Here is a 13975-nt window from a genome sequence, read left to right as displayed (position 1 = left end):
GATGTTTATAAAAAAAGCTTCTCAAAATGAGAAGCTTTTTTCAAATCAGAATTCAATAAAATCAAACTTTTTTGTGAATCTATTGATTATTGAGCTACTGAAAACTCAATACGACGGTTTTTAAAGCGTCCTTCTTCAGTTGTGTTTTCTGCAACAGGGTTTTCTGAACCATGGCCTTGGGCAACAAGTTTAGATGCATCTACGCCTTTAGAAACCAAGTAATCTACAACGGCTTGAGCACGGCGTTGAGAAAGGGCTTTATTGGCAGCAGCATTACCTGTTGAGTCAGTGTGACCGCCTACGTTTAATTTCACACTAGTCACTTTATTTAACAGTGTTGCAGCTTGGTCAAGAATGGCTTTGTTATCTGCAGGAATTTCACTTGAACCACTCGCGAAGTTAATAATTTGTAGGTTAAGCGCTTTAACCAAAGCATTTACATCTACATTGTTCGGGTCAATTGAGCCTAAAGCAGTTTGTGAAGCAGTTAAGCTATTACTTACAGATTGCTCAGCTGTTTGTGGTGCAGCTGAAACAACTTCAGTATGAGGAACGAGTGCTTTTACTTTTGCAGTTAAAGCTTCTAAAGCTGCGGCATCACCTGCTTTCAAAGTGATTTTGTCACCAACCCATTCTAAAGACGCGTTTGGAACTCCTTTTAAGGCACCGAGCACACCTGCTAACGCATCTTTATCGGTAAATGCAGCAGCATAAGTTTGACTGGTATCAACATTACAGTCTTTAGTCCCTGAAAGAACTTTTTTAACTTGCGTTTGTAAAGTTGCCAAGAAGCCCTGATCACCAATGCCTGCCTGACATTGACTTACTGCCCCTTTATCGTCCGTACTTAAAGTTAAAGTAGCCGGTGCAGCTGCTGCGGCCGCTACACCACTTGCAGGAGTAGTCTCGGGTACAGGTGTAGCTTCTTTATGCTGGCAAGAGCGCCATAACCAAGCAATTAATAAACCAAGAATAATAAGCGCAATAATCGGTAAAAAACCACGAGATTTACCAGTCGTTTCCGTTGCCGCTGCAAGCGGAGGTGCAGTTGATGTTGTTACTGATGATAAACCCGCACCAATACCCAATGGAGCTAATAAGCCGACTGCCCACCCTGGTAAATATGAACGAATCGTTTCCGCATGTTGACGTAAATAGTTCACAATGCTTTGTTGATCGCTTCCAGCGACTTCAGAAATCGTATTAAGACTGGGTTTGATCGCACTATTGAGTGTACTTTCAATCTCGGCAGATGGTGCAGTGCCACTTAGGTGTGTTAGTACCGTATTTTTAATTTGGTCATTATGAGAAAAAAGATCGGATAATGATGGAGCTAAACTGTTTTTTAACTGTCCAATAAGATCAGGTTTAGCAGCTAATAATGAAAGTAGAATTGGATAAAACTTAGAGAGCGCGTTAGTTTTTTCGCCTAGGAATCCATCCTGATTATTCAATATTGTTGATGATACTTTTTCTTTAAGCAGTTCTATAGGGTTTATCGACATTGTTTATTCTCCCGAATCTTATACGTCGTAACCAGCAATTTTTTGATTATTCAAATACTTCTCTTTGCTGATAGTTTTTTATTCTAATGCGCTCGAAATCTTTTGTTGTCTTTTAAATAATTTATATACAATTTTCCATCTAGTATTTACAAAACAGGCAAATCATTATGATCTGCCTGTTTATATTTTGAATAAGCTTTTAACTATTAAAAACTATACAGCAAAAGTCTGTACTACTTTACCAGTAAGGTTTTGACCCAGTAATGGCGTGTTTTTTCCTTGAGACAAGATAGTGTCTTTAGTTAACGTCCAGCTTAGTTCAGGATCTACCAACACCCACCCAGCTTCAGCTTGCCAACGCGCAGTCATGTTTGCTACCTGTGCAGGAGCACTTGTTACTTTAGTAACCCACTCAAGTGGCTCAAATAAGCCTTCATTAATGAGTTGGATACCTAGAGCTACATAAGTATCAAATGCAGTAATACCCGGTTGGGTTTCAGCAAATGGAGCCATTTTCGCTGAACTGCTTAATGGTTCGTGATGCGTACAAATTGCATCAATTACACCTTGTTTTAAACCTTGGCGTAAAAGCTCTTTATCTTGCTCAGAACGTAATGGTGGACGAACATGTGCAAGTGAGTTAAAGCCATCCGTTAATTGTTCAGTTAAATGTAACTGGTGCATTGCGACGTCGGCAGTAACAGGTAAACCTTTCGCTTTTGCTGCACGAATTAATTCAACCGATGCACCGCAAGACAACAAGCCAAAGTGAGCTTTGACACCTGTCGCTTCAATCATAAGTAGATATTTTGCAATCGCTACAGTTTCAGCAATTGCAGGAATCATTGGCAAACCTTGACGCGATGCGATAAAGCCTTCATGAGCACAGCCATCTTTAGCAAGTTGCGGCTCTTCAGCATAGAACACGACTGTTAGACCAAGACCCGCAGCATACTCAAGCGTGCGGACAACAACATCATCATTTTCAAAAGCAGCATTTGCATTTGAAACAGCAGTACACCCACCCTTTTTAAGACCTGCCATATTTGCTGGTTGCTTACCATTTAGGCCTTGAGTCTGGGCACCAATAATATGCAGATGAATACCGCCGTCATGCCAAGCCTTTTCAATCAAGCCATGAATGAGGGCACCATTGTCTTGTACAATTGGCTTTGAGTCTGGTGGGGTAATCACGTGCAAAATACCATTGGCACGTGCAGCTTTTCCCTCAGACTTAAGCGTACCATGCTGCTGTTGACCCGGTTCACGTAAACGTGCACACAAATCAACCATGGTCGGCATTAACCATTTGCCTTGCCCATCAATGGTTTGTTCAACTTGTTCGACTGGAGCAACGAGCTTACCGTCTTGAATATATACAGTTTGTACGCTGTCTGTTTTTTGGATTGGGTCTAACACACGTACATTTTCAATTTTTACAATACTCATGTGATCCATTCCTTACAACGCAATCGCTTCAATTAAACCTTGTTCTTGAAGTTGCCCTTGCATAGACAACGCCAGTACAGCCATACGAACTGCAATACCGTTAGTAACCTGTTTTAAAATCACAGACTGGTCACCATCGGCAATACTCGAATCAATTTCTACACCGCGGTTCATTGGTCCCGGATGCATAACAATACAATCCGGTTTAGCTAAACTTAGGCGCTCTTTGTTTAAGCCATACATTCTATAAAATTCAGATTGCGAAGATAACGCTGGTGAATCAATACGCTCATTTTGAATACGTAGCGCAATAATCACATCACAACCAGTGACGCCTTCATCCATGTTATTGAACAAACGAACATAGTCACCGTATTCTGAAAAGCCAACTGGTAATAATGTATTTGGTGCAATTACACGAATGTCTTTACATCCAAGAGTTTGAAGTGCAGCCACATCTGAACGTGCCACACGAGAATGTTTAATGTCACCAATAATCGCAACACTCAAATCTTCAAATGGTTTTTTCGTCTCACGGCGAATTGTGAGCATATCGAGCATCGCTTGCGTTGGATGGGCATGACGTCCATCTCCGGCATTAATAATTGCGACTTTTGGACATACATCTTTAGCAATGAAATGTGCAGCACCCGAAGATGAATGGCGAACTACAAAAATATCGGCAGCCATTGCTTCGAGGTTCCAAAGTGTATCTCGTAAAGTCTCACCTTTTGACGTGCTTGAACGTGCTATATCAATGTTTAATACATTGGCAGACAAACGTTTTGCTGCTGCTTCAAAAGTAGTACGGGTACGTGTGGAGTTTTCAAAGAAGAGATTCATCACCGTCCGTCCTTCTAAAAGCGGGCGGTTAATTAAATTATTATTATCGTCTAAAAAGCTTTGAGCGGTATCTAAAATCTTAGTGAGGTTTTCTTTTGAAAGGCCCTCAATCGTTAAAAAATGTTTTAAATTTCCGTCTTGATTGAGCTGAACCTGGCTCGGTTGATGCAATGCTGCAATATGCATAATGGATTCCTATGGGTCGAATCGCGAAAACGTGCATAGTGTAGCTGAATTCCAGCTTTTTCGCAGAAGAACTTTACAGAATAAGACCCTAAATTGACCAGAAAATTTAGGGCCATGCCGATATTACCTTAAAGCACCAATATAATGGTGCGGAACTTGTGCCCGATAAATGTCTTCAGCCGTGATTTCTTTTTCTTCGTTTAACTGAACATTTTCCGCGATTTGTTTTTGAGGAAGCTCTGGTATGGAGTCAGTCAATGAGTTTAATCGTTCAACATAACGTTTTAATTCATCGTCATCTGTTTCCAAAGCCAGCGCTATTACATACTTTGCGTAATCTTTATTTTGGACCACATACAATGCATCTATGACCCGCCCTGTGATCCTACGCATACGCACATATATTTGTGTGGACACTGAAAAAGCTTCCGCATTGGCTACAAAACCATTCCCCATCATATCTTTCATTTATATTCCCCTATGCTTTCAAATCATAAAATTGGTTAAAAACCATTTAATAAATAAGCTTTACTCATAGAGGTTTAGCAAAATACATACCAGTTTATAGGATTTAAGCTTTAAAAATCAGTTTATTGGTTGCCAAGTGATAGGTTGCAATAATTTAAAAACCTTTACACATCAAAATAAGTTAAACTTTGCATCGTTAATATTTATATGTTTTGGTCAATCGAGTTTATGAATACCTCTTTACGTTTAAACCACTATTGGATTACTTGTGCTGATGGTTTAGAAAGCCTCTTACAAGAAGAAATAGAACAGCTTGGCACCAAAGTGACAGAACGTAAAGCTGGACGTTTAATCATTGAAGGGACACTTGAACATGCTTATCGCATTTGCATGTGGTCCCGTCTTGCCTCTCGTGTTTTACTTCCAATCCATACGTATGAACTTGAACATACACATGATGCACGTGATGTAGCGGAAGAGCTTTACGAAGGTGCAATGAGCTTTGACTGGTCACTTATTTTTGCACCACAAAGTACCTTTGCTATTCGCTTACATGCAGAACGTGAAATTAAAGTTAATACCCAATTTGCAACGCTTAGAGCAAAAGACGGTGTAGTCGATTCCTTTATGGAAGCTGTCGGCCGTCGTCCAAGTATTGATACTAAACAACCAGAAATTACGTTATATGTACTTGCTGGCAAGACTGAACATACTTATTGCCTAGATTTATCTGGTGACTCATTACATAAACGTGGCTACCGTCGTTATATGACGGATGCACCGATTAAAGAAAACCTTGCTGCAGCAATTTTACAAAAAGCTAAGCTCAAAGAACGTAATCCAGAGCTTGTCTTCGACCCAATGTGTGGTTCAGGTACTTTTATCATTGAAGCATTAATGATTTTAACTGACCGCGCACCTGGTCTTGTTCGCCGTTTTGGCTTTAATGGTTGGCATGGTCATGACCGTGAACTTTGGCTTTCACTCAAAGCTGAAGCAGCAGAACGTCATGAAAAAGCGCTTGAGCAACCACTACCTAAGTTCTATGCGTTTGATGCTGACTGGGAAGCTGTAAAAGCAACTCGTGAAAACATTATTGCAGCAGGCTTTGAAAAGCTATTAAGCCAAATTCAAATTGAAGAACGTACTTTAGCTGACTGGCCAGATTTTGCTGCTGAAAAGAAAACAGCTTTTATTGTGACTAACCCTCCATATGGCGAACGTTTAGGTGATAAAGCATCAAACCGTTCTCTTTACTTAGGGTTATCGGCACTTTTACAAAAACATTTCCCAAATCAATATGCAGCCATTATTGCAGCTCAAATTGAACAAGCAGATGTTTTAGCTTTTGAAGCACCTGAAACTTTACGTTTAATGAATGGTAAGTTACCAATTTACATTCGTTTTGGTGCAATCAAACCAGAAAAAGTAACACAGCCATTTTTAGCAACTTGGCAAGCTCAACCTGTTGAAATGGAAGAAGCTCAAGACTTTGCGAACCGTTTGCAAAAAAATATGACTGCCTTGAAAAAATGGGCCACTAAAGAAAATATTTACTGCTTACGATTATACGATGCCGACTTACCTGACTTTAATGTCGCTGTCGATTTATATGGTGACCGTTTACATGTTCAGGAATATGCACCACCAAAAACAATCGATCCTGAAAAAGCAAAAAAACGTTTTAATTTAGCACTTGCTGTAATTCGTGCTGTTACCGGTTTAAACCGCGACGCTATTTTTATTAAAACGCGTGCTCGCCAAACAGGTACTAACCAATATACGAAACAAAGCACAGCTTCAAAACGTTTTATCGTTCAAGAAGGTAAAGCTAAGATTTTAGTAAACCTGACTGACTATCTTGATACAGGTTTATTTCTTGACCATCGTCAAATGCGTTTACGTATTGCTCAAGAAGCTCGTGGTAAACACTTCCTTAACTTATATAGTTATACCTCTACAGCCAGCTTACATGCGGCTTTAGGCGGTGCTGCAAGTACTACAAGTGTCGACTTATCGAACACGTACTTGAGCTGGTCTAAAGAAAACTTCGTTTTAAATGGTTTAACTGTAGATCATGCAGATGAACAACACATGTTCTTTGCAAGTGACTGTTTTGAATGGCTAAAAGAAGGTCACGAACAATACGATCTTATCTTTATTGACCCACCTACTTTCTCTAACTCTAAAAAGTTCTACGGTACTTTCGACGTACAACGCGACCATGTGTCTCTTATTAAACGTGCTATGAACCGTTTAACAAGTGAAGGTACGCTTTACTTCTCAAATAACTACCGCGGCTTTGAAATGGATGAAGAAATTGAAGCGCTATACGACGTTGAAGAAATTACGTCTGAAACAATTGGACCCGATTTTAAACGTAATCAAAAAATCCACCGTGCATGGAAAATTCAGCATTTAGGATTGAACTGATATAAATTTGGCGAGAAGTTATCATTACTTTACGGTAATGATAACTTCGCCATGTACATTTTTCGGTTCAAACTCATAACGTGTAAAACGGTCCGCTCGGTCTGGTAGCGCCACCATTTCTAATTTTTTCTTTTCTTTAATATCTATCACCTGATTTTGTTTTTGTTCTTGATAAGGTGATAACACACTCGATCTTAATGAGTTCCAGCGAACTTCTTGTAAATAATTATCTCCTAATTCTTTGCGAGCTTGGTGCTGCTCTATTTCAGGTTTTTGTGCATCATCTTGAGCCTTAGCAATAATGACGGGTAAAGATGTGGTTACCGCACCTGTTTGAGTGGCTAGCGCACTTTCTGTCATTGGTTGTGCTGCCCAGGCATTTGATAATAATACAAACACACCGCTCAAAACTCCCAGCATATACCCTTGCTTATTATTCATTACCTACTTCCTAAAATTGTTATTGTTCGTTATATGAAATCAAACTAGCAACTTTTTAACCTTGTCGCAATGTTATAAAGAAACTTCCCGATAATTAGCATTGATCATTTTAAAATCTGAAATTCTTCACAGGCCTTTCGTGAATATTCAAGTAGTTTTATAGATTGTTATCTCAGACTTGCACCATAACTCCAGATCACTTACTGTGATTTTATAATGTATTTGCATTTAGATTTATTCATAAATAAACACCATACGAGGTGGAATAATGCTTCAGCAATGCTGTCAATTATTAGAAGATCTTCAACTTAAAGTTGCATTTATTGAAAGTGCCAGTTCAGGTTACTTAACCAGTCAGTTTTCGATTCATAAAAATAGTGGCGCTGATATTTTACTGGGCGGATTAGTGAGTTATGACCCCAGTATTAAAATCAGTGTTTTAAAAGTTGAACCAAAGTTAATCGAAACCTACACAGCAGAATCACCACAAGTAACTGAAGAAATGTGCAGGCTTGGTCAAACTCTATTTCAACAAGCCGATATTATTGTAAGTTGTACAGGTTTACTCAAACATGGCGGAAGTGAAACCACGGAAAAACCTGTAGGTACTTTTTTTATTTGTATTTCTTATCTAGGACGTATTTATCATTACCATTATTTTTTATCAGGACATGCCGAACAAAAACTTAAAACTCTCACGCAAAAAGTGGCAGACTCAATTATTGCGCTTATATCTTCCAATCAGCATAAAAGTTAAATATAAAAAAAGAGAATATGTTTCCATATTCTCTTTTCGGTTTTAGCAGAACAAACTTAGCTGAGTTTCATTTTATCAAAGACCAAGTGACCATGCTCACCTTTAACTAAAATGGTATCACCTGCAACAAACTCACCTGACAAGATTTTTTGAGCCAAAGTGTTTTCAACCTGTTGTTGAATTGCACGTTTTAATGGACGTGCTCCGTATACAGGATCGAAACCAGCATCAATCAATAAGTCAAATGCACTGTCATCTACAGTTAAGCTCATATCACGATCAACAAGACGTGAACGTAAACGATCTAACTGAATATCCGCAATACCACGAATCTGCGCTTTCTTGAGTGAATGGAAAATTACAAGCTCATCAATCCGGTTAATAAATTCCGGACGGAAATGCTGACTTACCGCATTCATCACGACTGTACGCACTTCATCATCAGTGGCACCTTCGCCAAGCTCACGTACATCTTGTGAACCCAAGTTTGATGTCATCACAATAACCGTGTTTTTAAAGTCCACTACTCGACCTTGTGAGTCGGTTAAGCGCCCGTCATCCAACACTTGGAGCAAGATATTGAAAACATCTGGATGCGCTTTTTCAACCTCATCAAACAACACCACGCTATATGGTTTACGGCGAACAGCTTCGGTTAAAACACCGCCCTCTTCGTAACCCACATAGCCCGGAGGCGCACCAACTAAACGGCTGACAGAATGTTTCTCCATGAATTCACTCATATCGATACGAATCATGGCATCATCACTATCAAACAAGAAGTTAGCTAAAGCTTTAGTTAACTCAGTTTTACCAACACCCGTTGGTCCTAAGAACAAGAATGATCCGCTAGGACGATTCGGGTCAGACAAACCGGCACGCGAACGACGTACTGCATTCGATACCGCAACAACTGCTTCATCTTGTCCTACAACACGGTCATGCAAGAACTCTTCCATATGAAGGAGTTTTTCACGCTCGCCTTGCATCATTTTAGCAACCGGAATACCCGTTGCAGCACTAACGACTTCGGCAATTTCATTTTCAGTTACTTTAGTACGAATGAGTTTTGGCTCTTCGTTTTCTTCAGCAACTTCATCTTGCTCAAGCTGTTTTTGAAGCTCTGGAATAACGCCATATTGTAAACGTGCTGCTTCGGCTAAATCACCTTCACGCTGAGCTTTCTCAAAAGCAATACGTGCTTTATCAAGTTCAACCTGAGCTTGTTTAGTGCCTTCTACCAAAGTTTTTTCAGATTTCCACACTTCTTCGAGATCGTTATATTCTTTCTGAACTTCAGCGATCTGTTTTTCAAGATGAGTAACTTCGGCCTTACTGCCTGCATCTTCATCTTTTTTCACCGCTTCCAACTGCATTTTCAACTGGATTAAACGGCGATCAAGTTTATCAAGTGCTTCAGGTTTAGAGTCAATCTCCATTTTGATACGAGAAGCTGCCTCATCAATCAGGTCAATCGCCTTGTCTGGTAATTGACGGTCTGTAATATAACGATGAGACATTTTCGCTGCTGCAATAATCGCTGAGTCTAAAATTTGTACACCATGGTGAGTAGCATACTTTTCTTTTAGACCACGTAAAATCGCAATGGTATCTTCAACGCTTGGTTCATCCACCAGAACTTTCTGGAAACGACGTTCTAAAGCGGCATCTTTTTCAATGTATTGACGATATTCATCTAAGGTTGTTGCACCCACACAGCGCAACTCACCACGAGCCAACGCAGGTTTTAACATATTCCCTGCATCCATCGCGCCGTCACCTTTACCAGCACCAACGAGTGTATGTAACTCGTCAATGAATAAGATGATTTCGCCTTCGTGTTTCGCCAAATCTTTTAAAACAGCTTTTAAACGTTCTTCAAACTCACCACGATACTTAGCACCTGCAAGTAATGAGCCTAAATCTAGTGATAAAACACGTTTATTCTTTAAGCCTTCTGGCACTTCACCATTGACAATACGCTGTGCTAAGCCTTCAACAATAGCGGTTTTACCAACACCCGGCTCACCGATGAGTACAGGGTTGTTTTTTGTACGACGTGACAAGACCTGAATAGTGCGTCGAATTTCATCATCACGTCCAATGACCGGATCAAGTTTCCCCGATAAAGCCCGCTCAGTTAAATCAATTGTATATTTATTAAGTGAGTCACGTTGGTCTTCGTGATTATTACTCATGACTTTGTCACTACCTCGAATATGTTCAATTACTTTGCGTAAGCTGTCGGGAGTTACACCTACGGCACTTAAAATATTTTTTGTTTCGCCAGTTTCTGCTAAGCCCAATAAAACCCAGTCAGTCGACAAAAATTCATCGCCAGCTTTTTGCGCATATCGATCTGCCAAATTAAGTGCTTTAACTGCTTCAGGGTTTAAATTGACATCACCCGTCGGGTTAGCAATAGTCGGAGCATCTTTTAAAGCCTGCTCTAGCTTTTGTTTAAGTTCAGGTAACCGTGCACCTGCTTGTTGCAACAAACTAATATTAGACGGCTCTTCCAATAAAGTACTCAAAATATGAATACCTGCTATAGCCGTATGGTCTTTACCCATTGCTAAGGATTGAGCATCTGAGAGGGCTTGCTGCAAGCGGTTCGTAAATTTTTCAAATCGCATTCTTGTTATTCCTCACAACAAATTCGTACTTGTGTAATAGATGGGAACACTTTTTCGGATTTCAAATAATTTTTTATATATTTTTCATGATCTTATAAAAAATACTATGAGTAAAACTCGATTATAATATGGGTTTGTTTTGTATATATTTCAAGTACACTTCAGCTACATTTTATTAAATCGCTTAAATATTTATATTTGGTTTCGTCTGTTCCACTCTTTTCACAAAGTCTTCATTGAGAATTCCAAAAATAGGAATTAATTTATTAGGCTAATTCCATCCTGTTTTTGAAATTAAAATGCGTTTAAAACATATTATATTAACAACTTGTCTTTTTAGCTCGACTCTAGCAATAGCAGAGTTACCCCAAGACTCAAGAAGATCCGGTGGAATTGCAGTCGTTTCATTATCGACCGATATTACTCAAGTCACTTTTCAACACAAACCCGTTTTAATCAGTCAAGAAGGCCATCAACGTTATGCTGTAGTAGGTATTCCATTATCTACACCACTCGGCAGCATTCAGCTTGATACCAATAAAGCGCCTATTCAAATAGAAGTTAAGTCTTATCCTTATGCTGAGCAAAGGATTAAAGTTACCAATCAAGACTATGTGAACCCCAACCAAAGTCAATTAGACCGCTATGCTCAAGAAGCGAAAGAACAAAATGAGGTTTATAGTTCTTTCACAACAAGTTCATGGCAAAGCTTGCCTAAATTTATACGTCCAACTTCGGGAAAATTTACCAACTCTTTTGGAAGAAAACGTTTCTTCAATGGTGAAGAACGTGCACCTCATTCAGGTCTGGATATTCCAGCACCAATAGGTCAAAAAGTAGTTGCTCCAGCAGATGGTGTAGTCGTTCAAACAGGACACTATTTCTTTAATGGACAAACTGTATTAATTGATCACGGCCAAGGTTTAATTAGCATGTTTTGCCATTTAAGCGAGATAAAAGTAGAAAAGGGCCAGCGTATCCATCAAGGTGAAGTACTCGGCTTAGTCGGTAAAACAGGCCGTGTAACAGGGCCACATTTACATTGGGGAATGAGCCTTAACAATGCTCGGGTAGACCCTCAACTTTTTCTAAACCCAGCTCATTAATTTAAAGCTTTACGAAAGTACTTTGGCGCCTCGACATAACCTTCTCTTAGGTAAAATTGATGCGCTAAAGGCCTTTGCAATCCTGAGTGCAGTTCCATCCGGTCACAACCACGTTCCCTTGCCAACCGTTCTGCTTCTTGTACAAGCAAATGCCCCACTCCTTTACTACGCATATTCTCGTCAACATACAAATAACATATTTTGGCAAAGTCCCCTTTTAAGGCAATTTGCGGAATAAAATAAAGTGATAAAACTCCATATACATTTAAATCGTCAGCTGCGACCAATGTAATTGCGTTAGAATCTTTACTTAATCTTTGGAATTGTTCCTCAATCAATCTTAATGGCTGTGAATATCCCATTTGTTTCAGTAAGTGACATATAAATTCGGTATCTTTTGATTGAGCTAAACGGATATTCACCCAACATTCTCCTTTTATTTTTTGAATTGTTCTTATCATAAAAAAAGCCAACATGACTGTTAGCTTTTCTTTTCAGCTATTCATATAAAATTATGCAGCTTCAATAATCTCAAAATCGTGGGTAATTTCTACGCCACCATCAGAAAGCATTTTACTTGCTGAACAATATTTTTCAGCTGATAGCTCTACTGCTTTTGCAACCTGTTTTTCTTTTACGGCTTTACCTGTCACTACAAAGTGTAAATGGATCTTGGTGAAAACAGCTGGAATTGCATCTGCTCGCTCAGCTTTAAGCTGACATACGACATTCGTCACATCTTGACGAGATTTTTTTAAAATAGTCACAATATCAAACGAAGCACACCCACCAAGTCCCATTAATATCAATTCCATAGGACGTGGTCCACGGTTTTCGCCACCATACTCAGGTGAGCCATCCATCACTACACTATGACCACTCTCTGATTTCGCTTCAAAAGCAACATTCTCTAGCCAATGTACACTTGTTTGCATTGCAACTACCCAAAAAAAATTATAAATTTAAGCAGGGTCTGTTGACATTTCATCTATGGATTGCGTAATAGCTAAAAATTAATCCAAATAAAAACGCAAAACACAGACAAGGGCAATCCTTTGTCCCGTTTTGTAAAAAAGTTTGTTAAATTTCAGCCAAAATCTGAGGTGCGATTTAAGCATCTTAGGTGCAGCGCAAGACCAGATTTTTTTGTGCGTTTCGTTGTTAAGCTCTATTTATTTAGAATGACTAAATTCCATAGTTCTTGCTTCGTAACGTCTAGAAAAATCGTCTTATGTCGCAACCATCTGTGAAATGTCAACAGGCCCTTGTTTTGTACACTAACATAAAATGAGTTGATAAGGAATTTCATCTCTTCTGTGTAATAGCTCATCTCGAGCTTGTGTGAATTGTTTACCCTATTCGGAACATATCAAGCATGACTTCAAATTTTTCACAACTCAGCACAGATGCTTTATCTCCGGGGCAACTACCTGAATCCGTTAAAGCATTGTTAAAGCGTGCTCACATCAACAGATATCCAAAACGAACCACAATTGTTGATGCCGGAACAGAGTCAAAATCTTTATATTTAATTTTAAAAGGCTCAGTTTCAATTATTTTACGTGAAGATGATGAGCGTGAAATTGTTGTGGCATATTTGAATCCTGGTGACTTCTTTGGGGAAATGGGGCTTTTCGAACCGAACCCTCAACGTACAGCTGAAGTTCGTACCCGTGATGTCTGTGAAATTGCAGAAATTTCATATGACAACTTCCATGAACTGAGCAAACAGTATCCAGATCTCAGCTATGCCGTTTTCGCGCAACTTGTTCGTCGTTTAAAAAATACAACTCGTAAAATGACTGACCTTGCCTTCATTGATGTGTCTGGTCGTATTGCGCGTTGCTTAATCGACTTATCTTCACAACCAGAGGCAATGATCTTGCCGAATGGTCGTCAAATTCGTATTACCCGTCAAGAAATTGGACGTATTGTCGGTTGTTCACGAGAAATGGTTGGCCGTGTATTAAAGACCTTAGAAGATCAAGGTATGATCCAGACAGATGGTAAGGCTATTCTTATTTTTGATGCATCATTAGAAGAAACTCCTGTCACTGACGAAGACTATGATGACGAAGAATAATTATTCGTAATGATTTAATAAAGAGCAAACTTCGGTTTGCTTTTTTTATATGCAACAATGAGTTAATA

12 protein-coding genes are annotated in these 13975 nt (G+C 39.2%); 4 read left to right on the top strand and 8 right to left on the bottom strand.

Translation table 11 applies throughout. The features are described from left to right. Window positions 1-86 precede the first annotated feature (86 nt). The 4 genes from HMPREF0014_RS08795 to HMPREF0014_RS08780 all read right to left on the bottom strand — a co-directional run bounded on the left by HMPREF0014_RS08795 (window position 87) and on the right by HMPREF0014_RS08780 (window position 4451). Window positions 87-1505 carry an OmpA family protein gene (locus HMPREF0014_RS08795; protein ID WP_004709830.1) on the bottom strand — a complete coding sequence of 473 codons (1419 nt, stop codon included), beginning with the start codon at window positions 1503-1505 and terminating at the stop codon, window positions 87-89. A gap of 213 nt (window positions 1506-1718) precedes the next feature. After that, entirely contained in the window at window positions 1719-2954 is a 1236-nt protein-coding gene (locus tag HMPREF0014_RS08790; protein WP_004709832.1) for a dihydroorotase, read from the bottom strand. 12 nt (window positions 2955-2966) lie between these two features. After that, window positions 2967-3983 carry an aspartate carbamoyltransferase catalytic subunit gene (locus HMPREF0014_RS08785; protein WP_004888022.1) on the bottom strand — a complete coding sequence of 339 codons (1017 nt, stop codon included), beginning with the start codon at window positions 3981-3983 and terminating at the stop codon, window positions 2967-2969. 123 nt (window positions 3984-4106) lie between these two features. Continuing rightward, on the bottom strand, window positions 4107-4451 hold the full coding sequence (locus HMPREF0014_RS08780) for a hypothetical protein (RefSeq protein ID WP_004709834.1): 345 nt from the start codon (window positions 4449-4451) through the stop codon (window positions 4107-4109). A gap of 228 nt (window positions 4452-4679) precedes the next feature. Here HMPREF0014_RS08780 and rlmKL point away from each other — a divergent pair, with 228 nt between their 5' ends. Further along, window positions 4680-6884, top strand: a complete 2205-nt coding sequence (gene rlmKL, locus HMPREF0014_RS08775) for a bifunctional 23S rRNA (guanine(2069)-N(7))-methyltransferase RlmK/23S rRNA (guanine(2445)-N(2))-methyltransferase RlmL (protein ID WP_006582054.1) — start codon at window positions 4680-4682, stop codon at window positions 6882-6884. 24 nt (window positions 6885-6908) lie between these two features. Here the strand turns inward: rlmKL and HMPREF0014_RS08770 are convergent, their stop codons facing one another. Further along, window positions 6909-7325, bottom strand: a complete 417-nt coding sequence (locus tag HMPREF0014_RS08770) for a hypothetical protein (protein ID WP_004888026.1) — start codon at window positions 7323-7325, stop codon at window positions 6909-6911. Window positions 7326-7593: 268 nt separating this feature from the next. Between HMPREF0014_RS08770 and HMPREF0014_RS08765 the strand changes: the two genes are divergently transcribed. Further along, window positions 7594-8082: a CinA family protein gene (locus HMPREF0014_RS08765; protein WP_004888028.1), complete on the top strand. Its 489-nt coding sequence runs from the start codon at window positions 7594-7596 to the stop codon at window positions 8080-8082. 56 nt (window positions 8083-8138) lie between these two features. On the opposite strand, the gene clpB is transcribed toward HMPREF0014_RS08765, so the two are convergent. Further along, window positions 8139-10718: an ATP-dependent chaperone ClpB gene (gene clpB, locus HMPREF0014_RS08760; RefSeq protein WP_002156879.1), complete on the bottom strand. Its 2580-nt coding sequence runs from the start codon at window positions 10716-10718 to the stop codon at window positions 8139-8141. A gap of 299 nt (window positions 10719-11017) precedes the next feature. Here clpB and HMPREF0014_RS08755 point away from each other — a divergent pair, with 299 nt between their 5' ends. Next, complete coding sequence (locus HMPREF0014_RS08755; RefSeq protein ID WP_004888031.1) at window positions 11018-11824, top strand: peptidoglycan DD-metalloendopeptidase family protein; 807 nt, start codon at window positions 11018-11020, stop codon at window positions 11822-11824. On the opposite strand, the gene HMPREF0014_RS08750 is transcribed toward HMPREF0014_RS08755, so the two are convergent. Beyond that, window positions 11821-12246, bottom strand: a complete 426-nt coding sequence (locus HMPREF0014_RS08750; protein ID WP_004888033.1) for a GNAT family N-acetyltransferase — start codon at window positions 12244-12246, stop codon at window positions 11821-11823. The genes HMPREF0014_RS08755 and HMPREF0014_RS08750 overlap by 4 nt on opposite strands. 90 nt (window positions 12247-12336) lie before the next feature. Further along, a complete protein-coding gene (locus HMPREF0014_RS08745) occupies window positions 12337-12759 on the bottom strand; it encodes an OsmC family protein (RefSeq protein ID WP_001195082.1) in 423 nt (140 codons plus the stop codon). Window positions 12760-13199: 440 nt separating this feature from the next. On the opposite strand from HMPREF0014_RS08745, the gene crp reads away from it, so the two are divergent. Further along, complete coding sequence (gene crp / locus HMPREF0014_RS08740; RefSeq protein ID WP_002156798.1) at window positions 13200-13907, top strand: cAMP-activated global transcriptional regulator CRP; 708 nt, start codon at window positions 13200-13202, stop codon at window positions 13905-13907. Window positions 13908-13975: the final 68 nt, after the last annotated feature.

It is taken from the genome of Acinetobacter sp. RUH 2624, assembly GCF_000162375.2.
Lineage (GTDB): Bacteria > Pseudomonadota > Gammaproteobacteria > Pseudomonadales > Moraxellaceae > Acinetobacter > Acinetobacter nosocomialis.
Note: the sequence above shows the minus strand (reverse complement) of the source record. Positions and strands in the feature narration are given on the sequence as shown.

Bases quoted from the DNA above. Each gene is read 5' to 3' on its own strand.
- HMPREF0014_RS08795 (WP_004709830.1), bottom strand. From the start codon at position 1,505: ATGTCGATAAACCCTATAGAACTGCTTAAAGAAAAAGTATCATCAACA.
- HMPREF0014_RS08790 (WP_004709832.1), bottom strand. From the start codon at position 2,954: ATGAGTATTGTAAAAATTGAAAATGTACGTGTGTTAGACCCAATCCAA.
- HMPREF0014_RS08785 (WP_004888022.1), bottom strand. From the start codon at position 3,983: ATGCATATTGCAGCATTGCATCAACCGAGCCAGGTTCAGCTCAATCAA.
- HMPREF0014_RS08780 (WP_004709834.1), bottom strand. From the start codon at position 4,451: ATGAAAGATATGATGGGGAATGGTTTTGTAGCCAATGCGGAAGCTTTT.
- rlmKL (WP_006582054.1), top strand. From the start codon at position 4,680: ATGAATACCTCTTTACGTTTAAACCACTATTGGATTACTTGTGCTGAT.
- HMPREF0014_RS08770 (WP_004888026.1), bottom strand. From the start codon at position 7,325: ATGAATAATAAGCAAGGGTATATGCTGGGAGTTTTGAGCGGTGTGTTT.
- HMPREF0014_RS08765 (WP_004888028.1), top strand. From the start codon at position 7,594: ATGCTTCAGCAATGCTGTCAATTATTAGAAGATCTTCAACTTAAAGTT.
- clpB (WP_002156879.1), bottom strand. From the start codon at position 10,718: ATGCGATTTGAAAAATTTACGAACCGCTTGCAGCAAGCCCTCTCAGAT.
- HMPREF0014_RS08755 (WP_004888031.1), top strand. From the start codon at position 11,018: ATGCGTTTAAAACATATTATATTAACAACTTGTCTTTTTAGCTCGACT.
- HMPREF0014_RS08745 (WP_001195082.1), bottom strand. From the start codon at position 12,759: ATGCAAACAAGTGTACATTGGCTAGAGAATGTTGCTTTTGAAGCGAAA.
- crp (WP_002156798.1), top strand. From the start codon at position 13,200: ATGACTTCAAATTTTTCACAACTCAGCACAGATGCTTTATCTCCGGGG.